Source organism: Mycolicibacterium austroafricanum (assembly GCF_902705885.1).
Classification (GTDB): Bacteria; Actinomycetota; Actinomycetes; order Mycobacteriales; family Mycobacteriaceae; genus Mycobacterium; species Mycobacterium vanbaalenii_A.
In genome coordinates this window covers 23,619-44,357 of sequence record NZ_CACSIP010000016.1, presented here as the reverse complement: position 1 = coordinate 44,357, position 20,739 = coordinate 23,619, and the positions used below count along the sequence as shown (strand labels likewise).

The 20,739-nt window shown below is 67.1% G+C and carries 21 protein-coding genes; 17 read left to right on the top strand and 4 right to left on the bottom strand.

Going from position 1 to position 20,739, the window contains the following annotated elements:
- The first annotated feature begins 56 nt into the window (after positions 1 to 56).
- From BEMPMBAN_RS12475 to BEMPMBAN_RS12460, 4 genes are all read left to right on the top strand, one after another.
- On the top strand, positions 57 to 1,463 hold the full coding sequence (locus BEMPMBAN_RS12475) for a class I adenylate-forming enzyme family protein (RefSeq protein ID WP_159230699.1): 1,407 nt from the start codon (positions 57 to 59) through the stop codon (positions 1,461 to 1,463).
- Positions 1,448 to 2,263, top strand: coding sequence for an acyl-CoA dehydrogenase family protein (locus tag BEMPMBAN_RS12470; protein ID WP_159230698.1), 816 nt, complete (start codon positions 1,448 to 1,450; stop codon positions 2,261 to 2,263). The genes BEMPMBAN_RS12475 and BEMPMBAN_RS12470 overlap by 16 nt, the downstream gene beginning before the upstream one ends.
- The gene (locus BEMPMBAN_RS12465; RefSeq protein WP_159230697.1) at positions 2,250 to 3,353 is read left to right on the top strand and encodes an acyl-CoA dehydrogenase family protein; all 1,104 of its coding nucleotides are present in this window, start codon (positions 2,250 to 2,252) and stop codon (positions 3,351 to 3,353) included. The genes BEMPMBAN_RS12470 and BEMPMBAN_RS12465 overlap by 14 nt, the downstream gene beginning before the upstream one ends.
- Before the next feature lie 118 nt (positions 3,354 to 3,471).
- Positions 3,472 to 4,236, top strand: coding sequence for an enoyl-CoA hydratase/isomerase family protein (locus tag BEMPMBAN_RS12460; RefSeq protein ID WP_159230696.1), 765 nt, complete (start codon positions 3,472 to 3,474; stop codon positions 4,234 to 4,236).
- Between the two features lie 74 nt (positions 4,237 to 4,310).
- On the opposite strand, the gene BEMPMBAN_RS12455 is transcribed toward BEMPMBAN_RS12460, so the two are convergent.
- Positions 4,311 to 5,081, bottom strand: coding sequence for an SDR family NAD(P)-dependent oxidoreductase (locus BEMPMBAN_RS12455; RefSeq protein WP_159230695.1), 771 nt, complete (start codon positions 5,079 to 5,081; stop codon positions 4,311 to 4,313).
- A 105-nt stretch (positions 5,082 to 5,186) separates the two neighbouring features.
- Between BEMPMBAN_RS12455 and BEMPMBAN_RS12450 the strand changes: the two genes are divergently transcribed.
- A complete protein-coding gene (locus BEMPMBAN_RS12450; RefSeq protein WP_159230694.1) occupies positions 5,187 to 6,062 on the top strand; it encodes an ArgK/MeaB family GTPase in 876 nt (291 codons plus the stop codon).
- Here BEMPMBAN_RS12450 and BEMPMBAN_RS12445 read toward each other — a convergent pair.
- The 3 genes from BEMPMBAN_RS12445 to BEMPMBAN_RS12435 are packed head-to-tail and all read right to left on the bottom strand — an operon-like array spanning position 6,017 to position 9,054.
- A complete protein-coding gene (locus BEMPMBAN_RS12445) occupies positions 6,017 to 6,649 on the bottom strand; it encodes a TetR/AcrR family transcriptional regulator (protein ID WP_159230693.1) in 633 nt (210 codons plus the stop codon). The genes BEMPMBAN_RS12450 and BEMPMBAN_RS12445 overlap by 46 nt on opposite strands.
- 39 nt (positions 6,650 to 6,688) lie before the next feature.
- A complete protein-coding gene (locus BEMPMBAN_RS12440; protein WP_159230692.1) occupies positions 6,689 to 8,302 on the bottom strand; it encodes an FAD-dependent oxidoreductase in 1,614 nt (537 codons plus the stop codon).
- Positions 8,303 to 8,340: 38 nt separating this feature from the next.
- Positions 8,341 to 9,054: an IclR family transcriptional regulator gene (locus BEMPMBAN_RS12435; protein ID WP_159230691.1), complete on the bottom strand. Its 714-nt coding sequence runs from the start codon at positions 9,052 to 9,054 to the stop codon at positions 8,341 to 8,343.
- Positions 9,055 to 9,196: 142 nt separating this feature from the next.
- On the opposite strand from BEMPMBAN_RS12435, the gene BEMPMBAN_RS12430 reads away from it, so the two are divergent.
- Genes BEMPMBAN_RS12430 through BEMPMBAN_RS12375 form a run of 12 tightly spaced genes read left to right on the top strand, consistent with a single transcriptional unit; the run spans position 9,197 to position 20,732 of the window.
- Positions 9,197 to 10,063, top strand: coding sequence for an alpha/beta fold hydrolase (locus BEMPMBAN_RS12430; protein WP_159230690.1), 867 nt, complete (start codon positions 9,197 to 9,199; stop codon positions 10,061 to 10,063).
- Positions 10,060 to 11,796, top strand: coding sequence for a bifunctional 3-(3-hydroxy-phenyl)propionate/3-hydroxycinnamic acid hydroxylase (locus BEMPMBAN_RS12425; RefSeq protein WP_159230689.1), 1,737 nt, complete (start codon positions 10,060 to 10,062; stop codon positions 11,794 to 11,796). The genes BEMPMBAN_RS12430 and BEMPMBAN_RS12425 overlap by 4 nt, the downstream gene beginning before the upstream one ends.
- A complete protein-coding gene (locus BEMPMBAN_RS12420) occupies positions 11,744 to 12,661 on the top strand; it encodes a 3-carboxyethylcatechol 2,3-dioxygenase (RefSeq protein WP_234897433.1) in 918 nt (305 codons plus the stop codon). Before BEMPMBAN_RS12425 ends, BEMPMBAN_RS12420 begins: the two co-directional genes overlap by 53 nt.
- Positions 12,658 to 14,385 (top strand): FAD-binding protein, encoded by a 1,728-nt coding sequence (locus BEMPMBAN_RS12415; protein ID WP_159230687.1) that lies wholly within the window; start codon positions 12,658 to 12,660, stop codon positions 14,383 to 14,385. Before BEMPMBAN_RS12420 ends, BEMPMBAN_RS12415 begins: the two co-directional genes overlap by 4 nt.
- 43 nt (positions 14,386 to 14,428) lie before the next feature.
- Positions 14,429 to 15,748, top strand: coding sequence for an LLM class flavin-dependent oxidoreductase (locus BEMPMBAN_RS12410; RefSeq protein ID WP_159230686.1), 1,320 nt, complete (start codon positions 14,429 to 14,431; stop codon positions 15,746 to 15,748).
- A gap of 2 nt (positions 15,749 to 15,750) precedes the next feature.
- Positions 15,751 to 16,590, top strand: coding sequence for a coniferyl-alcohol dehydrogenase (locus BEMPMBAN_RS12405; RefSeq protein WP_159230685.1), 840 nt, complete (start codon positions 15,751 to 15,753; stop codon positions 16,588 to 16,590).
- A 2-nt stretch (positions 16,591 to 16,592) separates the two neighbouring features.
- A complete protein-coding gene (locus tag BEMPMBAN_RS12400) occupies positions 16,593 to 17,591 on the top strand; it encodes a cyclase family protein (protein WP_159230684.1) in 999 nt (332 codons plus the stop codon).
- A gap of 11 nt (positions 17,592 to 17,602) precedes the next feature.
- Positions 17,603 to 18,187: an NADPH-dependent FMN reductase gene (locus BEMPMBAN_RS12395; RefSeq protein WP_159230683.1), complete on the top strand. Its 585-nt coding sequence runs from the start codon at positions 17,603 to 17,605 to the stop codon at positions 18,185 to 18,187.
- Positions 18,184 to 19,005: an alpha/beta fold hydrolase gene (locus BEMPMBAN_RS12390; RefSeq protein WP_159230682.1), complete on the top strand. Its 822-nt coding sequence runs from the start codon at positions 18,184 to 18,186 to the stop codon at positions 19,003 to 19,005. The genes BEMPMBAN_RS12395 and BEMPMBAN_RS12390 overlap by 4 nt, the downstream gene beginning before the upstream one ends.
- Entirely contained in the window at positions 19,005 to 19,829 is an 825-nt protein-coding gene (locus BEMPMBAN_RS12385; protein WP_159230681.1) for an SDR family NAD(P)-dependent oxidoreductase, read from the top strand. The genes BEMPMBAN_RS12390 and BEMPMBAN_RS12385 overlap by 1 nt, the downstream gene beginning before the upstream one ends.
- Positions 19,829 to 20,536, top strand: coding sequence for a TetR/AcrR family transcriptional regulator (locus tag BEMPMBAN_RS12380; protein ID WP_425294969.1), 708 nt, complete (start codon positions 19,829 to 19,831; stop codon positions 20,534 to 20,536). Before BEMPMBAN_RS12385 ends, BEMPMBAN_RS12380 begins: the two co-directional genes overlap by 1 nt.
- A 1-nt stretch (position 20,537) precedes the next feature.
- Positions 20,538 to 20,732, top strand: a complete 195-nt coding sequence (locus tag BEMPMBAN_RS12375) for a ferredoxin (RefSeq protein ID WP_159230679.1) — start codon at positions 20,538 to 20,540, stop codon at positions 20,730 to 20,732.
- The last annotated feature ends 7 nt before the right edge of the window (positions 20,733 to 20,739 follow it).

Genomic DNA, 20,739 nt, shown 5'->3' with positions numbered 1-20,739 from the left:
AACCGGTAACCCTCTCGTAGACATCGTCCACGACTTCCGGAAGGGGCGCGCGCAACGTGAGTGAGCGGATGGCGCTCGCCTTCGAGGACCGGCAGTACAGCCTCTCCGATCTCGACGCACTGGCCGACGGCATGGCCACCGTGCTCGACGCGCGGGGCGTCGGCCCGGGCGCCCGCGTTGCGGTGATGTCGTCGAACCGGCCGGAATCCGTCATTGCGTTACGCGCCATCTGGCGGTTGGGCGCCGCAGCGGTGTTGCTGAGCCCGGCCTGGAAGCAGGCCGAGGTCGGCCATGCGATCTCGCTGACCGCCCCGTCGCATGCTGTCGGCGACAACCCGGTGCTCGCCGACGCGATGCCGATGCTGCACCTGGATGAGCCGATCACCCCGCGACGGTACGCCGGAGCGGCGGTCGAGGCGGGCGGCGGCGATGCGGATGCGGTGTTCGTGTTCAGCTCCGGCACGACGGGAATGCCCAAGGCGGTGCGGCACACGCACGCGTCGCTGGCCGCCGCGGTGCGCCACTGGCGCGATGCGCTGCAGCTGTCCGCCGCTGACCGGATGCAGGTGCTGACTCCGCCGTCGCACATTCTCGGTCTGCTCAACATCGTCACGTCGCTCGACACCGGAGCCTGGATCAGGCTGCACCCCCGGTTCGACATCGACATGATGCTGCGGCACATCGAATCGGACCGGATCACCATCGAGATGGCCGTCGCGCCGATTGCGCTGGCGCTGTCCGCGCACCCGAGGCTGGAGTCCTTCGACTTGTCGTCGCTGCGATACATCATGTGGTGTGCCACCCCGGTTACCGAGAGCGTGGCGCATATCGTCACCGCCCGCACCGGAGTCAGCTGGATGACTGCCTACGGGGCCAGTGAACTGCCGGTGATCTCCTGTAACCAGCTCGACGGCCCCCGTCTGGACACCGTGGGGAAACCGGTGCCGGGCGTGGATGTACGGATCGTCTCTCTCGAGTCCGGCGAGGCTCTGGGCCAGGGGGAAGCAGGTGAGATCCAGGTGCGCGCGGACTCGGTGATGACGGGCTACCTGCCGAGCGAGACGACCGCGCAGGCGTTTGCCGACGGGTGGTACCGCACCGGTGACGTCGGCTACCTCGACGCCGAGGGTTGGTTGCGGATCACCGACCGCGCGAAGGAGATGATCAAAGTCCGCGGATTCCAGGTTGCGCCTGCGGAAGTCGAATCCGTGCTGCACGGTCACCCCGCCGTCGAGGATTGCGCCGTATTCGGCGTGCCGGATGCAGCCAACGGTGAAGCCGTTGTCGCCGCGGTGAAGACGCGCGCTGCTGTCGAACCCGACGCGCTGGTCGCGCTCGTGGCAGAGCGGTTGGCGACCTACAAGAAGCCGAGCCGGATCTTTGTGGTGTCCGAGATACCGCGCCTGCCCTCGGGGAAAGTGTTGCGCCGAGTACTGAAGGAGCGGCTGTGGACGTCCGTCTGACAAGTGAACAGCAACAGCTGCGAGATGCCGCTGCCGGCCTCGCCGACGACCTCGGCCCGGGGTCCGTCGCCGATCTCGAGGACAGCAGCCGCATCGCCCGGCTGGAGAAAGCGGTGCACGCGACCGGCTTTCGAACACTACGTTCCGACGGCGCATCCGGTGTCGAGGTGGCGATCGTCGCCGAGGAGTTCGCGCGCGGCCTCGTCGACGTGCCGTTCCTCGGCCCGGTGCTGGTCGATGACCTGAACCATCGACTCGGCCGCGAAACGTCCCCGACGGGTACGGAACCGGAATCCGTGGACCTGACCGGGAGCCTCACCGGGGTCGTCGAGTCGCCGGCCGAACTGAGCCAGCTCGCCGACGAGGACGCCGACCGGTGGCGTGCACTCGCGCTGACGGTCAGCTGCGCCGACCTCTTGGGCGCTGCCCGCGGCACGCATGCGCTCGCCTGCGAATACGCGAAGGTGCGTGAGCAGTACGGTGCCGCCATCGGCTCATACCAGGCCGTGGGGCATCTTATGGCGGAGAGCCTGGCGCTCATCGAGGGCTCGATCAGCGTGTTGCGCCACGCCGCGTGGGCGGTCGACGAGCTACCCCCGGCGGCGGCCATCGAGGCCGCTCGGGTCGCGAAGATCTACTGCGCACGTTCGGCGTTGACGGTGTGTGAGACGTCCATCCAGGTCCACGGCGGCATCGGCAACACCTGGGAGTGTCTGGCGCACGTCTACCTGCGGCGGGTGCTCGCCGCCACCGAGATGTGGCCTGTGAAGCTGGAGGAGTTGACCATTGGACTTTCGTGATTCCGCGGACGAAGCCGCCTTCCGGGACCGGTTGCGCGGCTGGCTTGCCGAGCAGAAGGGAAAGTTCCCGACCTCCGGCGACGAGTACTGGGCCAAAGCAGGGGAGTGGCATCAGGCGCTCTACGCGGCCGGCTTCTTCGGAACCTCGTGGCCCTCGGAGTACGGCGGCCAGAACCTGCCTGCGGTCTACGACGTCATCGTCGACGAGGAGATAGCGAAGGCCGGTGCACCAGCGCGGCCCAGTCTGGGATACCTCGTCGTCGGTCTGTCCCACCACGGGAACGAGGAACTGCGGCAACGGTTCCTGCCCGGAATGATCAACGGGACCGAGCGGTGGTGCCAGGGCTTCAGCGAACCGGGCGCCGGGTCGGACCTGGCGTCGTTGACCACCACCGCGACCCAGTGCGGTGACGACCCCGACACCTATGTGATTCACGGGCACAAGATCTGGACGAGCTACTCCGATGTGGCCGACTGGTGCCTGGTCCTGGCCCGCACCGACAAGAACGTGGCCAAGCACAAGGGGATCTCGGCGTTCATCGTCTCCATGCACCAGGAGGGAATCGAGCAGCGCCCACTGAAGATGATCAGCGGAGTCACCAAGGAGTTCGGGCAGGTGAGCTTTGATGGCGCCCGGGTGCCCGTCGAGAACATGGTCGGTGCCCCCGGAGAGGGCTGGAAGCTCGCGATGACGGTGGTCAGCCATGAGAGGGAACCGTCGACGCTGGGCTTTTCGGCACGGTACGGCAAGCTGGTGCGCCAGTTGGCATCCCAGAGCCGCACCGGTACCCCCGAAGAGCTCTCGTGGGCGTGGGTGCAGACCGAGATGCTGCGTCTGCACGTACGCCGGCGGCTTTCCGAGCAACTCGACGGGATCACCCACGGTCCGCAGGGTTCGCTCGACAAGCTGTTGATGACCTGGGTCGAGCAGGCGGTCGGCCATGCGGCACTGGCTACCGTCGGCACCGGGGACGCCGAGTTGTTCGGTGCCTACATGTACAGCCGTGCGCAGAGCGTGATGGGCGGCACCTCGCAGATTCAGAAGAACATCATCGCGCAGCGCATTCTCGGGCTGGGCGGGTCGCGATGAGCTTCTGCGGCTGACACATCCACGTTTTGCAGAGGAAGTGCGAGAGGATCTGTGCAAAAGGTGGATCTCTCGGCAGATGGTCGCGATGAGCAGACGATGAAGAACGAAGGAGCCTGAAATGTACGGTATGCCGGCCGAAATCGACGTCCGCGCGGACGGTGGCCTTCGCGTCATCACGCTCAACCGGCCCGATGACCTCAATGCCGTCAACGATGCGCTGCATGTCGGGCTGGCAGGCATCTGGGAAGAGCTCAACGAGGATGCCGACGCGCGTGCTGCGGTGATCACCGGTGCGGGCCGGGCATTCTCGGCCGGCGGTGACTTCAACTACCTCGATGAACTGCGCAACGACGAAGCGCTGCGCCAGAAGACGATCAAGCACGGCCGTGACCTCGTGATCGGCATGGTGCGGTGCCGCATCCCGGTGGTCGCCGCCGTCAACGGTCCGGCCGTCGGGCTCGGGTGCAGCCTGGCCGCACTGTCCGACATCGTCTACATCGCCGAGGATGCCTTCTTCGCCGACCCGCACGTGCAGATCGGCCTGGTGGCCGCCGACGGTGGGCCCCTGGTGTGGCCCTCGCAGATCAGCTTGTTGCAGGCCAAGGAGTTCGCGTTGACCGGTGTCCGGATCAAGGCGCAGCGCGCGGTCGAGCTGGGTCTGGCCAACCACGTCGTCGCCGACCCGGTCACCGAGGCGATCGCATGCGCCGAGAAGATCTTGGAGCTGCCGCAGCAGGCGGTGGAAGCCACCAAGCGATTGATGAACATCCAGCTGGAGAAGTCGGTGCTGGCATCTCTGGACTACGCCAACCTCGCCGAGTATGTGTCCTTCGGGACTGCCGACTTCAACAGGATCGTGGACGGACTGATCGCCAAAGGGTGACCGCCCGATGGCCGCGAAATATCATTCCAGGCTGTGATTTTCGAGTACGAGCGACCCGGAATGATATTTCGCGGTCAACCGGTGAGGTTCTCGGAGCGCTGGATGGTTCCGGTGACGCCGGAGGCGTCCTGCCGGGCCAGCCACACCGCGGCGTCAGCCATCGCCTCGGGTGGTTCGACCATGTCGGGCGGAACCTGCACGCCGCCACCCCCGGCCTGCCAGCCCTCGGTGAGCACCACCCGTGACGGGCTCAGGCAGTTCACCGCGATGTTGTCGGGCTTCAGGTCGGTGGCCAAGCCGAGGTAGAGCCGTTCGGCGGCGGCCTTGGACACCCAGTAGGCGTTGGCGCCGTGGTCGGTCATCGTGACGCCGGTGGTCGTGACCGCGATCAACGAGCCACCACCGCGGGTCCGCACGTGCGGGATGACCGCCCTGGTGACGAGGAAGACACCGGTGGTGTTGACGTCGAGGCACAGCTTCCACCGCTTCAGCGGGGTGGATTCGATCGGGCCGAGCCACAGCACGCCCGCGTTGGCGACGAGGATGTCGATGCCGCCGAACTCGGCCACCGCGGCGGCGACCGCGCTGTCGACCGAGTCCTCACTGGTGACGTCGCACGGAACGGCCAGCGCGCGGCCGCCCGACGACACGATCGCATCGGTGACCGAACTGATGGTCCCCGGGACGCGGCCCTCCTGCTCCGAGCGTGCCGCCACGGCGACCGCAGCACCGTGGGCTGCCAACGCCGCCGCGATCGTCGCGCCGATGCCCCGGCTGGCGCCGGCGACGAACGCGACTTTTCCGGCGAGCGCGCCGCTCACTTCGGCGGGAACACTGATCTGCATGTGCGCCCTCCTTGAAACTGGCACTCTCAATGAGGGAGAATATCATTCTCAAGTTGGGAACGGGTCCGCGAGATGAGGGGAAACTGGCTGCGTAATCTTTCTGAAGTGACCATCGACGAGCTGATCGCCGCGGCGGGCAACGGTTCGGCCAGAGCCACCGGGCGGCTGCTCAGCCTGGTGGAGAGCCCGCGCCGCGACGACGTGCTCGACGCGCTCGGTGACGTCGCCCCGGTTCGCGTCGTCGGCATCACCGGCCCCCCTGGGGCCGGGAAGTCGACCACGGTCGGCGCGCTCGTCAGCGCCTACCGGGCCACGGGACTGCGGGTGGCGGTCCTTGCGGTCGATCCGTCGTCCCCCTTCAGCGGTGGTGCGCTACTCGGAGACCGGATTCGGATGGCCGCCCACATCAACGATCCCGACGTCTTGATCCGGTCGGTCGCGGCCCGGGGTCATCTGGGCGGCCTCGCCGCCGCGGTGCCTGCCGCCATCAGGTTGCTCGCGGCGTTGTCCTACGACCTCGTGGTCTTGGAGACGGTGGGTGTCGGTCAGTCGGAGATCGAGATCGCGGCCGTCGCCGAACCGACGGTGGTGATCCTGAACCCAGGTGCCGGCGATGCGGTGCAGGCTGCCAAGGCCGGGCTGCTCGAGGTCGCTGACATCGTCGTGGTGAACAAGGCCGACAGGGATGGCGCCGACCAGACGGTGCGTGATCTTCGCGCCGAGACCGATGCTCCCGTCCTCAAACTCGTCGCGGCGCAGGGTGAGGGCATCACAGAGTTGCTCGAGGCGGTTGATGCCTACCACCGCGCCGACACCGCGGAGCGGCGGCTTGCACGTGCCCGCGCGCAGATCCTCTCGCTGGCACAGACCCGATTACGCAGTCATCCCGACCTCGAACGGCTGGCGCAGGCCGTGGCGCAGGGTCGTGACGATCCCTACGGGGCCGCCGACCGGCTTTTCGCCGACCCCGCCGAATCCTGAGCGGTTTCGGGCAGATCCAGCATCCGACGGGTCATCTTGGTCAACTGGGCGCGCAGGGTGGCGGCGTCGAAATCGGCGATCAGCGGATGCATGACGGCCACACTGATCGCGCTCGACAGCATCGCCGCATGGAAGCGTGCCTCGACGCCGGCCTCGGTGCCGAGCAGTGCGGCGTAGAGCCGCTCGATGAAGCGTTGGAACGGTTCGTGTTCGGCCTGCAGGCGGATGATCACCGGATCGAACTGCAGCACACTGACCACGCCGCGACGTTCGATGGCCTGGTCGATCATCCTGTCCAGCAACACTTCCCGCGCGCGCAGCGGGTGGCCTTCGGCCTCGGCGGCCTCCACCGCGTCCTCCAGCCGGGCCATCTCGCGCTCGGTGATGGCGACGACGATTTCTTCCTTGGTCTTGAACTGGCGGTAAACCGCCGCTTTCGTGACCCCCATGGCGTCGGCGATCATCTGCAGTGACGTGCCGCTGACACCGTGCTCGGCGATGAGTCTGAGCGCCGCGTCGAGCACCCTGGTCTGGGCGGCGGTGCGCGGGATCGCGCTGAACCGGGTGCCGGAGGGGGCGGACGTCACAGCGACGAGGGTAGTCGATCGGCAACCGTGCCTGCGGTGTCAGGACACCGACGTGCCGGTGGCCGCGGCGTGGCCGGCGCGGTAGCCGAACACCAGCGCCGGGCCGAGTGTGCCCCCGGCGCCGCCGTACGCCTTGCCGGTTGCGCCGGCCATCGCGTTGCCGGCAGCGAACAGGCCGGTGATCACGGTGCCGTTGACGTGGAGCACGCGTCCGTCGCTGTCGGTTCGCGGCCCACCTTTGGTGCCCATCGCACCGACGGACACCGGCACCGCGAAGTACGGAGCGGTGTCGATGTGGCCGAGGGTCTTTCCGGCTGTGGTGGCCGCTTTGTCGTCACCCCAGTAGCCGTCGTATGCGCTTGCGCCACGGCCGAAGTCGGGGTCGTGTTCGTCGGCGACGTTGCTGTTCCACGCCTGCAGTGTCCGCTCCAGACCGGCAGGGTCGATGCCGGTTTTCTCCCCGAGCTCGGTGAGATCGGCGGACTGGCAGAACCAGTCGGGGACGGGTCCGTCCGGATCCACGCCGAGAAAGCCGTAGTGCTTGAAGTGGATGGAGTCGAAGACGATCCATGCCGGGTCGTTGGCATACCCGAGTTTGGGGTCGAGGTAGTGGAACGGGCCCGCCATCGAGTTGTATTCACCCGCTTCGTTGAGGAAGCGTCTGCCGGCCTGATTGACGATGATGCTCCTCGGGCGGGTGCGCTCGAGCCGGACGCTTCGACTGCGGGGATAGCCGGCGTAGGTGTCACCGGGAATCTGCACGATCGGTACCCACCACGCCTCACCCATGTTCGCCAGGTCGGCTCCGTGCGCCATCGCCATCCGCAGACCGTCACCGGTGTTGTTGGGCGGGGAGACGGCGCCGTGCAGCGGGCCGCGTAGATAGGCCTCGACCAACCGCGGGTCCCACTCGAAGCCGCCGGTGCCCAGCACCACGCCACGGCGGGCACGCACCCGGAAGTCGTTGTTGCCCTGATTGATCCGTACCCCGGTGATGCCGAGCGGGTCGGCGATGAGCTCGACGGCCCGCGCGCCGGTGTGCGGAACCACGCCCGCGTCCAGCAACCCCTTCAGCAGTCCGGCGATCAACGCCGTTCCGGCCACGCAGAACTCGCCCGACATGTCGTCGACGGCCGCGTGGATGCGTGCCCGCGTCTCGGCGTCGATGCCGACGTTGCTGAAATCGGCCGGGAACGACGTGATCCGGTCGTGCCATTCACCCAGCCGTGCCAGGTCGAAACTTCTGGCGTTCAGCGACCGCCCGCCGCCGGGCTTTCCGCCTGGTAATTCGGGCTTGTAGTCGGGAAAACCGGTGGCGACCTCGAACTCGAGATCGCTGTGTGCCTCGACGAAGTCGAGCATGGCCGCGCCGCTGCGCACGAACGTCTCCACCAGATCGTCGTCCATGAAGCCCAGCGATTGCGCACGCAGGTATGCCATGGCGTCGTCAATGGTCAGCGGGCCCTCGGTGGACCGGTCGTGCGCGGGTATCCACACGATCCCGCCGGAGACCGCAGTCGTGCCGCCGACCGTGTCCGCCTTCTCGTAGACCTCCACCGTGGCGCCGGCGACCGCCGCGGACAGTGCGGCGGTCATTCCGGCGCCCCCACTGCCCAGTACGACGACGTCGACGTCGTGGTCCCAGTCGGTCATCGTGTCTCCCTTTCTCGTTCGACCCCCGATCCGCGATCTCAGCTGAGGATCGCCGATAACTCGTTGGCCGCCTTGATGACTGACTCGCGGCCGTCGACAACGACGTCCTCGCGGTGCGAGATCAGGTTGATGCAGGTGGGCGGTGCCGGTGACCGGCGGCGCACCGGGACCGCCAGACCGTAGGTGTTGGGTTCGATCTCACCGTGGGTGGTCACCCAACCCTGCTGACGCGCCAGCGGCACCAGGTCACGTTCCCCCGGCCGCGGCGGCATGCTGGCCAACAGGGCGATCCCGGCAGCGCCCCGCTCGAGTGGATACCGGCTGCCCTCGTGGAACGACAGCTGGTAGAAGACGTTCGTGGGCACGATCACCGCGATCGCGACCTGTTGGTCGCCCTCGGCGACCAACAGCGACACCGTGGTGCCGAGTTCGTCGGCAAGTCCCCGCAGCGTCGGCACGCACATCTGCCGGACGTTGTTGTCGAACGATGCTCCGAGCACGGCCAGGGCGGCCGCCGAGCGGTACCGCCCGTCTTCTCCCTTGGCCACGAATCGGAACTGGGCAAGGGTGCTCAGCAGCCGGTAGGCGATGGTGCGGTGCACCCCGATGTCGTCGGCGACCTGGGCCACGGTCAGTCCGGTCGGTGAACTGGCGACCAACTGCAATGCGCTCAGTCCACGGGCCAGGGTCTGGGAGCCGGGCGCCCCGGCGGCCGCAGCGGCGGTCCCCGGTTCGACGGACGGTCGAGTCATGCGGGCCTTCCTTGACAGACACACTCGTGAGAGTGATGCTCTGACTATAGTGCACACGGATGTGCGATAAATGAGCAGAGCGCTTACAAAATACGAGAATTGAATTCTCGCCGTCAAGCCCTCAAACAGGAAGGGGTGCGGGGTGACCGAGTTCGAGAGCGTGTGGAGCGACCTGCAGGGCGTCGCGTTCTCACAGGGCTATCTCGATGCCGGGGGAGTCCGCACCCGCTATCTGCATGCCGGTGACCGGGGCAACCCGGCTCTGGTGTTCCTGCACGGGTCCGGCGGACACGCCGAGGCCTACGTCCGCAACCTCGAGGCCCACGCCGAACATTTTTCGACGTGGTCGATCGACATGCTCGGGCACGGGTACAGCGACAAACCCGGCCACCCCCTCGAGATCGCCCACTACGTCGAGCATCTCGTCGCGTTTCTGGACGCGATCGGAGTCGAGCACGCCCACATCAGCGGGGAGTCGCTGGGCGGGTGGGTCGCCGCCCGCACAGCGATCGACCACCCGCAGCGGGTGGAGCGCCTCGTCCTCAACACCGCAGGCGGGTCGCAGGCCGACGCCGAGGTGATGGCGCGGATCATCACGTTGTCCATGGCTGCGGCCGAGAATCCCACCTGGGAGACGGTGCAGGCCCGGATCAAGTGGCTGATGGCCGACAAGTCGAAAGACTACGACGACATCGTCGCCAGCCGCCAACGTGTCTATCAGCAGCCGGGTTTCGCCGCTGCGATGAAAGACATCATGGCGCTGCAGGATCCGCAGATCCGCGCGCGCAACCTGCTCGGCCCCGAGGAGTACGGCGCGATCACCGCGCCCACGCTCGTGGTGTGGACCAGTGACGATCCCACCGCCGACGTGCAGGAGGGCCGGCGGATGGCGTCGATGATCCCCGGCGCCCGATTCGAGGTGATGGCCGGCTGCGGACACTGGCCACAGTACGAGGATCCCAAGACCTTCGACCGGCTGCACCTGGACTTCCTGCTGGGGCGCTCATGACAGCCGCGGGCACGGACGATCAGGTAGACAGCCAAGTGGACGTCGTCATCGTCGGGGCAGGGCCATCCGGCCTGACGTTGGCGAACATCCTTGGCCTCCAGGGTGTTCGGACACTGGTGGTGGAGGAGCGCGACACCCTCATCGACTATCCCCGAGGAGTCGGCCTCGACGACGAGTCGTTGCGTACCTTCCAGTCGATAGGCCTTGTCGATCAGGTGCTGCCGCACACGGTGCCGAACCAGATCCTGCGCTTCTTCGACGCCGACCGTCGCCTGCTCGCCGAGATGGCGCCGCCGGACGCCCGATTCGGCTGGCCGAAGCGCAACGGCTTCGTGCAGCCGATGGTCGACGCCGAGTTGTGCCGTGGACTGGAGCGATTCGACCACGTGGAGGTGCGCTTCGGGCATCGGATGCAGACCTGTGTCGAGACCGGCGCCGGCGTGACAGTGGAGTTCGCCGACGGGCGCACCCCCGTGCTCGCCCGCTACGTGGTGGGCTGTGACGGCGGGCGCAGCACCATCCGCAGGCTGATGGGAGTGTCGTTCGACGGAACCACATCATCGACGCGGTGGCTGGTCGTCGACGTCGCCAATGATCCGCTGGGGCATCCGAACAGCGAAGTCGGAGCCGACCCCCGGCGCCCCTACGTGTCGATCTCGATCGCCCACGGCATTCGGCGTTTCGAGTTCCTGATCCATCCCGACGAGACCGACGAGCAGGCCGCAGAACCGGAGTTCGTGCGTCGCATGCTGGCGCAGCGGGTTCCGTACCCCGAGCGCGTCGACATGATCCGGCATCGGGTATACACCCATCATTCGCGGATCGCCGGATCCTTCCGAAAGGGCCGGCTGATGCTCGCAGGCGACGCTGCGCACCTGATGCCGGTGTGGCAGGGGCAGGGCTACAACAGTGGCATCCGGGATGCCGCCAACCTCGGCTGGAAGCTGGCCGCCGTCGTGTCCGGTCAGGCCGGCGAAGCGCTGCTCGACACCTACGATGTGGAGCGCCGCAAGCACGCCCGGGCCATGATCGATCTGTCGACGATGGTGGGCCGGGTCATCTCGCCGACGAACCGCAGGGTGGCCGCGCTGCGCGATCGTGTCATTCACGCCGCGTCGGTGGTCCCGTCGGTGAAACGCTATGTGCTCGAGATGCGTTTCAAGCCGATGCCGCGCTACCTCGAGGGTGCGGTCCACCACGCCGAGGCGGGCGCCGGCCGATCCGGGAACTCGCCTACGGGCACGCTGTTCATCCAACCTCGGGTCGACACACGCGATCACCAGAACCTGTTGCTCGACGACGTGCTCGGTCCCGGATTCGCGGTGCTGTGCTGGAGCAACAACCTGCGCGCAGTTCTCGGTGACGCCGCGTTCGGCCGATGGAAAGCGCTGGGGGCGAGGTTGATCGATGCCCGGCCCATGACTCAGCTGCGCTGGCCCGGACACGACGACGCCGACGTCGTGGTCGTCGGAGACCGCACAGGTGCCCTCAAATCGTGGTTCGACGTGTACACCGACTCCGTACTGTTCCTGCGCCCCGACCGGTGCATCGCGGCGGCGTGTATCGCCCAGCGCGCCCCCGAGGTGTCGGCGTCGCTGTTTTCGGTGCTGCAGTTGACCGCCACCCCGAATCGGGAAGGAGACCCCGCTTCTCATGGCAACCCAGATCGCGCTGTGCTGCATGTCGCACAGCCCGCTACTGAACCTTCCGGGACCGTCACAGGAACTTCTTGACGACATCGAGTCGGCGATCGCGAAGGCGCGGGAGTTCGTCACCGCGTTTGATCCCGATCTCGTGGTCACGTTCTCGCCGGACCACTACAACGGCTTCTTCTACAAGGTGATGCCGCCGTTCTGCATCGGGACCGCCGCCGAGGGCGTCGGCGACTACGGCACCCACAAGGGAGCGCTGAACGTGCCCGCCGATCTGGCGACCGACTGTGCCCGGGCGGTTCTGGACTCCGGCGTCGACGTCGCGATCTCGGCGGCGATGCAGGTCGACCACGGCACCGTGCAGCCCCTGCAGAAGCTGTTCGGAGATGCCACCGCCAAACCGGTGATCCCGGTGTTCATCAACTCCGTGGCCACCCCGCTGGGCCCGCTGAGCCGGGTGCGTTCGCTGGGGGCCGCCGTCGGGACGCACCTGGCCGGGCTGGGCAAGCGGGTGCTGGTCGTCGGTTCCGGCGGCCTGTCCCACGACCCACCGGTGCCGACTCTGGCAACGGCGCCGCCGGCTGCGCTGGACCGGATCGTGCACGGCATGCCCATGTCCGGCGAGCAGCGGCAGGCCCGGCAGGTGGCGGTGATGGACGCCGCGCGTGAATTCGCCTCGGGCCACGGCTCACTCGCGCCGCTCAACCCGGAATGGGACCAGGCGTTCCTGGACCTGCTGGACAACCAGCGGCTCGCCGACGTCGACGGCTGGGCCAACGGCTGGATCGCCGAGCAGGCGGGGAACTCCGCGCACGAGATCCGGACCTGGGTGGCCGCGTTCGCGTCTCTTGCCGCACAGGGCGGGTACGCGACCAGCAACCACTTCTACCGTGCCGCCCCTGAACTGATCGCCGGGTTCGCGGTCCGAACGGCGGTGAACTCGTGAGCGCGGCAACAGAACCGGAATTCGACCACGTCACCGATGTGTTGGTGATCGGATCCGGCGGCGGAGGGATGACCGCCGCGCTGACGGCGGCTGCGGCCGGCCTGGACACCCTGGTGGTGGAGAAGTCGGCCCAGTTCGGCGGATCGACGGCCCTGTCCGGGGGTGGGATCTGGGTGCCGGGCGCTCCCTCACAGCGCCGCGCGGGTCATGTGCCCGATCCCGATGAGGTGTTCAGGTATCTCGAGGAGATCACCGGCGGACTGGTCAGCGACGCTCGGCTGCGCAAATATGTTGATGCCGCTCCGGAGATGATGGAGTTCCTCGAGAATCTCAGCCCGTGGCTGGAGTTCGTCTGGAAGCCCGGCTACGCGGACTACTACCCGGAGACGCCCGGTGGCTCGGCGCTCGGCAGCACCATCAACGTCGAGGCCATCGATCTGCGAGTACTCGGCGACGAGGAGCAGAACCTGCTGACCCCGCTCGCGCTGGCTCCCCGGGGAATCTGGTTCGGGCCCAAGGATCTGCGGCTGTTCTACCAGGTCCGCCAGTCGTGGAGGGGCAAGGCAGTGCTGCTGAAACTGATCTGGCGAATGTTCCGGGCCCGGGTGTTCGGCGACCGGATGGCCGCGATCGGTCAGTCGCTGGCAGCCCGCCTCCGGCTGGCGATGAAGCAGCAGAACATCCCGCTGTGGCTCAGTTCGCCGATGGCCGAGCTGATCACTGACGGCGGCGGCGCGGTGGTCGGTGCAAGTGTGGAGCGCGACGGCGCCACCGTGCGTGTTCGCGCCCGCCGCGGTGTCGTGATCGCCAGCGGCGGATTCGACCACGACATGCAATGGCGTAGAGAGCATCTCCCCGAGGTCGACAAGGATTGGAGTTTCGGCAATCCCGCCGCGATGGGAGACGGAATCCGCGCCGGGCAGAAGGTCGGGGGCTCCACGGAGTTGCTCGACGAAGCGTGGTGGTTCCCGGCGATCTGCTGGCCGGACGGTCGTTTGCAGTTCATGCTCAACGAACGGATGATGCCCTCCCAGTTCGTCGTCAACGGCGACGGAAGGCGTTTCATCAACGAGGCGGCCCCGTACATGGACTTCGCCCACGCGATGATCGCCGGTCAACGCTCCGGTGTCAGCCACATCCCCTGCTGGCTCATCACCGACATCCGGTCGTTCCACCGTTACGTCGTCGCGGGACACCTTCCCATCCCGAAGGTTCCGTTCGCGCCGGTGCCCACCGGCAGGAAGGTCCCGCAGGCATGGCTGGAGTCGGGGGTGGTCGAAGAGGGCCGCAGCTGGGAGGAACTCGCCACCAAGATCGGCGTCCCGGGCGCGCAATTGCGCTCCACCGCAGAGCGATTCAACGAGCTGGCCCGTAAGGGCCACGACGACGACTTCAATCGCGGAGACAGCGCCTACGACAACTACTACGGCGACCCGACGCTGCCGAACCCGAACCTGCACCCGCTCGGCAAGCCGCCGTACTACGCGTTCCAGATCATCCTCGGCGATCTCGGTACCTCGGGTGGCTTGCGCACCGACGAACACGCGCGGGTGCTGCGTGCCGACGACAGCGTCGTCGACGGTCTCTACGCCGTCGGGAACGCGTCGGCCGCCGTCATGGGGCGCAGCTATGCGGGGGCGGGCGCCACCATCGGACCCGCGATGACCTTCGGCTATGTGGCAGCCCGGCACATCGCCGACACCCGTCCCGCAAAGAAGTGTTGAACACAGCCAGGCCCCCGAGTACGCCCAAGGAGGAAAAAAACAAGTGAAGATCTCCCTGTTCTACGAGTTCCCGTTGCCCCGGCCGTGGTCGGAGGCCGACGAGCACCAACTGTTCCAGCATGGTCTCGATGAAGTGGAGCTCGCCGACAAAGCCGGCTTCTCCACCGTCTGGCTCACCGAGCACCACTTCCTCGAGGAGTACTGCCATTCGACTGCTCCGGAGATGTTCCTGGCGGCGGCGAGTCAGCGCACCAAGGACATCCGTCTGGGTTTCGGCGTCATGCACCTGCCCCCGCCGATCAACCATCCGGCCCGGATCGCCGAGCGCGTCGCGACGCTGGACCACCTGTCGAACGGACGGGTGGAGTTCGGCACCGGTGAAGGGTCATCGGTTGCCGAACTCGGCGGCTTCAACATCGACCCGGCCGACAAGCGCGCGCAATGGGAAGAGGCGCTGGAGGTTTCGATCCGGTGCATGGTCGAGGAGCCGTTCAGCGGGTTCAAGGGCGAACACGTCGAGATGCCGGCCCGCAATGTGATACCCAAGCCACTGCAGAAGCCGCACCCGCCGGTGTGGGTGGCATGCACCCGACCGTCGTCGGTGCAGATGGCCGCGCAGAAAGCGATCGGCGCCCTGAGCTTCGCCTACACCGGACCTGAGGCGCTCAAGGACAGGGTGGACGGCTACTACAAGGAGTTCGAGGAGCAGGGGGCGCCGATCACCCCGGCGATCAACCCGAACCTGCTGGCGATCGGCGGGGATCTGTCGATGATGGTCGCCAAGAGCGACGACGAGGCGCTCAAACGACTGGGCATCGGCGGCGGGTTCTTCTCGTTCGGGATCATGCACTACTACCTGACCGGCATGCACACCCCGGGCCGAACCAAGGTGTGGGAGCGCTACGAAGAGGCCGTCAAAGAGGATCCGACGCTGGCCTACGGGCCGGGACGAGGTGCCATCGGATCGCCGGACACAGTCCGGGAGTTCCTGCGCGGCTACGAGGCCAGCGGCGTCGACGAGATCATCCTGCTGCTCAATCCCCGCAGTCACGAGGGCACGATGGAATCGATCGAGATCATGGGCAAGGAGATCCTGCCCGAGTTCATCGAGCGCGACGCGAAGGCGGTCGCCGACAAAGCGAAGCGCCTCGAGCCGGTGATCGAGAAGGTGGAGGCACGCAGACAGTCCTGGGACGTACCGCTGTTCGACGACACCTACGCATTCGGGGGGCTGCCCACCGGCCGTGGCGGAAAGTTCACCGCCGGTGAGATTCCTGAGGCGATGGCCGAGATCAACGAGGGCCGGGTCAAAGCTGCTCAGCTGGAGAAGGACGCGAAGGCCGCGAAGGAAGCCGCGAGCTGAACGTGAACACCCTCGATGAGCTGGTGCGCTACGACGGTGCCCACGTCGTGGTCACCGGCTGTGCCTCGGGTATCGGGGAGCAGGTGACCCGCCACTTGGGCCGACTCGGCGCCCGGGTGACCGGGCTGGATCGCCGGGCACCGACCGACCCGGCGACAGCACCATCGGATTTCATCGAGATCGACCTTGCCGATCCCGACTTGGTCGAGGCGGCCGCCGGTGCGGTCGACGGTGCGGTCGACGCGCTGTTCAACGTCGCCGGGGTTTCGTCGGGGATCGGAGATCCGCTGCTGGTGGTCCGGATCAACTTCCTGGGCACGAGGCAGTTCACCGAGGCATTGGTGAACCGCATGCCCACAGGTGCGGCCATCTGCAATGTGTCCTCGTTGGCGGCTTCCTCCTACCGCGAGAACGCCGGTGTCACTGCCGGTCTCGTCGACACTGCATCGGTTCCCGACGGATTGCGATGGTGCGCCGAGAATCCGGATGCCCTGGCAGACGGAGGCTACCGGCTGTCCAAGGAGGCGATCATCCTCTACGGGATGCGCCGTGCCGAGGAGTGGGGCGCCCGCGGCATCAGGATCAACTGCACGGCGCCCGGTGTCACCGAAACCCCGATTCTGGACCAGCTGCGGTCGGCTTACGGACAGCAGTACCTGGACTCGTTCACCGCTCCGCTGGGCCGGGTGTCGACCGCCGAGGAGCAGGCAGCGGTACTGGTATTCCTGGGAAGTCGCGCTGCGGGGTACATCACCGGGCAGGTGTTGTGGACCGACGGCGGGATTCTCGGTCAACGATTCTGGACTCAGATCCACACCGCACCAGTGGCACAGGGGAGTTGATGATGGCCGGCAGCATGGCGGACTTCCGCAAGATGGCGGATGGGGTACGCAACTGGGGGCGGTGGGGTGAGGCCGACGAGATCGGCACATTGAACTTCATCACCCCCGAAAAGGTGGCGGAGGCCGCGGGTTTGGTCCGGCAAGGCAAGGTGATCTCGCTCGGGGGTGACTTCGGTTCCGGAGGTCCGCAGGGCGCATTCAAGTTCCGGCAGAACCCGGTACACGTGATGACCGTCGATGGGGGTGATGCCTCGACGCTCGTCGAGTACGGCCCGCAGTGGCTCCGCAACGCGGTGGCTTCCGATGTCAGTGCCTTCTTCGTCGACAACCCCTTTCGGTTCAACGACGACCTCATCGTGATGCCGCTTCAGGCCGGCACGCAGTGGGATGCGCTGTCGCACGTGTACTACGAGGACAAGCTCTACAACGGATTCTCGGCGGACTCGGTGACCAGCTTCGGTGCCTTTCACCTCGGCATCGAGAAGGTCGCCGACAAGGGCATCACCTCGCGCGGTGTGCTTCTCGATGTGGTGGCTCACCGCGGGGTCGACACCTTCTGCGATCCCGGCACGCCGATCACACCGTCAGAACTCGACGAGATCGCCGCGAGACAGGGCGTCGAGGTCGGCTCCGGCGACATCGTCGTCGTGCACACCGGATGGTGGACGCGGTTCCTGGCCACCGGCGACGGCGCCGAGGCCGGATCCGGGCTGCACTGGACATGTGCGGCATGGCTGCACGAGCACGAAGCCGCCGCCGTCGCCGCGGACAACCTGATGGTGGAGGACCCCGATCCGTCCCAGGGGGTGCAGGGCACGTTTCTGCCGATGCACATGCTGTGTCTTCGGGACATGGGTCTGATGCTCGGTGAATATTGGGAACTCGGGCCGTTGGCCGCCGACTGCGCCGCCGACGGCGTTTACGAATTTCAGCTCGTCGCGCCGCCACTGAAGGTGGTCGGCGCGGTGGGTGCACCTGTCAGTCCGATCGCGATCAAGTGAGTGTGCAAGTGATGAGTACCCAACCCTTCATCGTCGGCCTCGGGGGAACCCTGCGTGCCAACTCCTCCACCGAGCGGGCGCTCCGCTACTGCCTGACCTCGGTGGAGCGACAGGGCGGACGCACCCGGCTGTTCAGTGCGGAGGACCTCGACCTGCCGATGTATGCACCTCACGAACTGGAACGCACGCCGCGCGCGCTGGAACTGGTCACGGCGTTGCGTGACGCCGACGCCGTGGTCGTCGGCTCTCCCGGTTACCACGGTGCGGTGTCCGGTCTGGTCAAGAACGCCCTCGACTACATCGAGGACCTCCGTGAGGATCCGCGCGTCTACCTCGACAACACCCCGTGGGGTTGTATCAGCTGCGCCTACGGCTGGCAGGCCGCGGTCGGCACGCTGACCCAACTGCGCAGCATCGGGCACGCGTTGCGCGCCTGGCCGACACCGCTGGGTGTGGCCATCAACTCCGCCGACCAGGTTTGGGCTCCGTCGGGCGAGCTCGCCGACACCCCTCAGGGCGCCGCCGTCGGCAATCAGCTCGACCTGCTGGCCACCCAGCTGCTGGCGTTCGCCGGGACAGGCACGGCGACCGCGTGAGCGATCAGCGCACTGTACTGGTCGACGGACTGCGAACCAGCTATCTGGAAGCGGGACAAGGGGATCCGGTCGTGTTGCTGCACGGCGGCGAGTTCGGCGCCAACGCCGAGATCGGCTGGGAACACACGGTCGACGCGCTGGCTGTGCGGTACCGCGTGCTGGCCCCCGACATGCTTGGTTTCGGCGGGTCGGCCAAGGTTGTCGACTTCACCGACGGCCGCGGCATGCGGATCCGGCACATCGCCCGCTTCTGCGAGGTGCTGGGCGTGGACTCGGCCCACTTCGTCGGAAACTCGATGGGCGCGATCAACCTGCTCGTCGACGCCACCTCGGAATCCCCGGTCCTGCCGGTGCGCAGCCTGACGGCGATCTGCGGCGGCGGGGACATCCAGCGCAACGAGCACGTCGCCGCGCTCTATGACTACGACGCGACCATGCCGGGGATGCGCCGGATCGTCGCGGCATTGTTCTTCGACCCGTCCTATCCCGGAGACGACGACTACGTACGCAGGCGGTACGAATCGAGCATCGCGCCCGGAGCGTGGGAGTCGCTGGCGGCGGCCAGGTTCCGGCGCCCCGGTCTGGAGGCTCCGTCGTCACCGAGCAGCGCGCGGGCCTACGAGCGCATCGAGGTCCCGACGCTTCTCGTGGAGGGTGGGGGCGACAAACTGCTGCCGCGGGGTTGGGCCGCCGAGATCGCCGGGCAGATCCGTCATGGCCGCTCCGCGGTGATCGAGAATGCCGGTCACTGCCCACAACTGGAACAGCCAGGGGCTGTCAACGAACTGCTGCTCGACTTCTTCGAAGGGATCCTGTGATGACCGACGAACTGGCCGACAAGGTCGCGATCGTCACCGGCGGGGCGTCGGGGCTGGGTGCGGGTCTGGTGCGACGCTTCGCGGCCGAGGGCGCGAAGGTCGTGTTCTGCGACGTCGACACCGACACCGGGACTGCCTTGGAATCCGAACTCGGCGGTGACACCGTGTTCGTCGCCGCCGACGTGTCCGACGTCGACGAGGTCGGCCGGGTGGTGAGCACGGCGGTGCAGCGCTTCGGGGGGCTACACGTGATGGTCAACAACGCCGGGGTGTCGGGGACGATGCACCGTCGGCTCTTCGACGACGACCTTGCCGACTTCCACAAGGTGATGTCGGTCAACGTCCTCGCCGTGATGGCGGGCACCCGCGACGCCGCCCGCCACATGGCCGAGCACGGTGGCGGCTCGATCGTCAACCTCACGTCGATCGGCGGGATCCAGGCCGGTGGTGGGGTGCTGACCTACCGGGCATCCAAGGCCGCGGTCATCCAGTTCACCAAGTGTGCCGCAATCGAGTTGGCCCACCACGAGGTACGTGTCAACGCCATTGCGCCCGGCAACATCCGCACGGCGATCGTGCGCAAGTCGGCGACTGGGGAGGACCTCGAAAAGCTAGAGCAGTTCGAGGCCAAGATCCGCCAGCGGATGCGCGACGACCGGCCGTTGAAGCGGGAGGGCACCGTCGACGACGTCGCCGAGGCCGCCCTGTACTTCGCGACGGACCGGTCGCGTTACGTCACCGGAACCGTGCTGCCGGTGGACGGTGGAACCGTCGCGGGCAAGGTGTTGGTCCGCAAGCCCGGGTCCGACGGCGCCACCCGGTGATCGATTTAAATCAGTCGCTTGACTTAGCCACTGTGACGGGGTTCACTGGATCTGTGACCACTGCCCGCACTGTGCGTGCCGACCGCGCAACCAGCACACAAGAGGCGATCCTGAAGGCCGCCGAACGTCTCTATGCCGAGCACGGCGTGTTCGCCGTGTCGAACCGGCAGGTGAGTGAGGCGGCGGGCCAGGGAAACAACGCCGCCGTCGGCTACCACTTCGGCACGAAGACCGATCTGGTGCGCGCCATCGAGCACAAGCACCGAGGACCGATCGAAGAGCTTCGTGAGCAACGGATCGCCGACATCGGCGACTCGACCCAGATGCGGGACTGGGTCGCTGCACTGGTCTGTCCGTTGACCGACCACCTTGCCGCGCTGGGCAATCCGACGTGGTACGCGCGGTTCGCGGCCCAGGTGATGACCGATCCGGCCTACCACAACATCGTCGTCAAGGACGCGTTGTCGTCGCCGTCGCTGGTGCGGGTGCTCGACGGCATCAACGGCTGCCTACCCGACCTGCCCGTCGACGTCCGGGTCGAGCGCAACATCATGGGGCGAAACCTGTTGATGCACAGTTGCGCCGACCGAGAACGGCTCCTGGCACAGGGGTCGCCGGTCGCCAGGCCCTCGTGGCAGGCGGCGGCAACGGGCCTGATCGACGCGATCGTCGGGCTTTGGCACGCCCCCGTGACGGAGCCGTCCTGACATGTTGGTCACCGTCGACCAGGACAAGTGCGTCTCGTCAGGGATGTGCGTGCTCAACGCCGCCGAGGTCTTCGACCAACGCGACGACGACGGCGTCGTGGAACTCCTGGTCGCCGAGCCCGGACCCGAGAACGCCGAAGAGACCCGAAAGGCCGCGGCTGCATGCCCCGCCCTGGCCATCCACATCGAGGAATGACGGAGAA

What these genes read in the sequence shown, in the direction of transcription:
- BEMPMBAN_RS12425 (WP_159230689.1), top strand. Translation starts at nt 10,060, where the DNA reads ATGACAGCCGCGGGCACGGACGATCAGGTAGACAGCCAAGTGGACGTC.
- BEMPMBAN_RS12455 (WP_159230695.1), bottom strand. Translation starts at nt 5,081, where the DNA reads ATGCAGATCAGTGTTCCCGCCGAAGTGAGCGGCGCGCTCGCCGGAAAA.
- BEMPMBAN_RS12435 (WP_159230691.1), bottom strand. Translation starts at nt 9,054, where the DNA reads ATGACTCGACCGTCCGTCGAACCGGGGACCGCCGCTGCGGCCGCCGGG.
- BEMPMBAN_RS12420 (WP_234897433.1), top strand. Translation starts at nt 11,744, where the DNA reads ATGTCGCACAGCCCGCTACTGAACCTTCCGGGACCGTCACAGGAACTT.
- BEMPMBAN_RS12375 (WP_159230679.1), top strand. Translation starts at nt 20,538, where the DNA reads ATGTTGGTCACCGTCGACCAGGACAAGTGCGTCTCGTCAGGGATGTGC.
- BEMPMBAN_RS12400 (WP_159230684.1), top strand. Translation starts at nt 16,593, where the DNA reads ATGGCCGGCAGCATGGCGGACTTCCGCAAGATGGCGGATGGGGTACGC.
- BEMPMBAN_RS12385 (WP_159230681.1), top strand. Translation starts at nt 19,005, where the DNA reads ATGACCGACGAACTGGCCGACAAGGTCGCGATCGTCACCGGCGGGGCG.
- BEMPMBAN_RS12395 (WP_159230683.1), top strand. Translation starts at nt 17,603, where the DNA reads ATGAGTACCCAACCCTTCATCGTCGGCCTCGGGGGAACCCTGCGTGCC.
- BEMPMBAN_RS12440 (WP_159230692.1), bottom strand. Translation starts at nt 8,302, where the DNA reads ATGACCGACTGGGACCACGACGTCGACGTCGTCGTACTGGGCAGTGGG.
- BEMPMBAN_RS12460 (WP_159230696.1), top strand. Translation starts at nt 3,472, where the DNA reads ATGTACGGTATGCCGGCCGAAATCGACGTCCGCGCGGACGGTGGCCTT.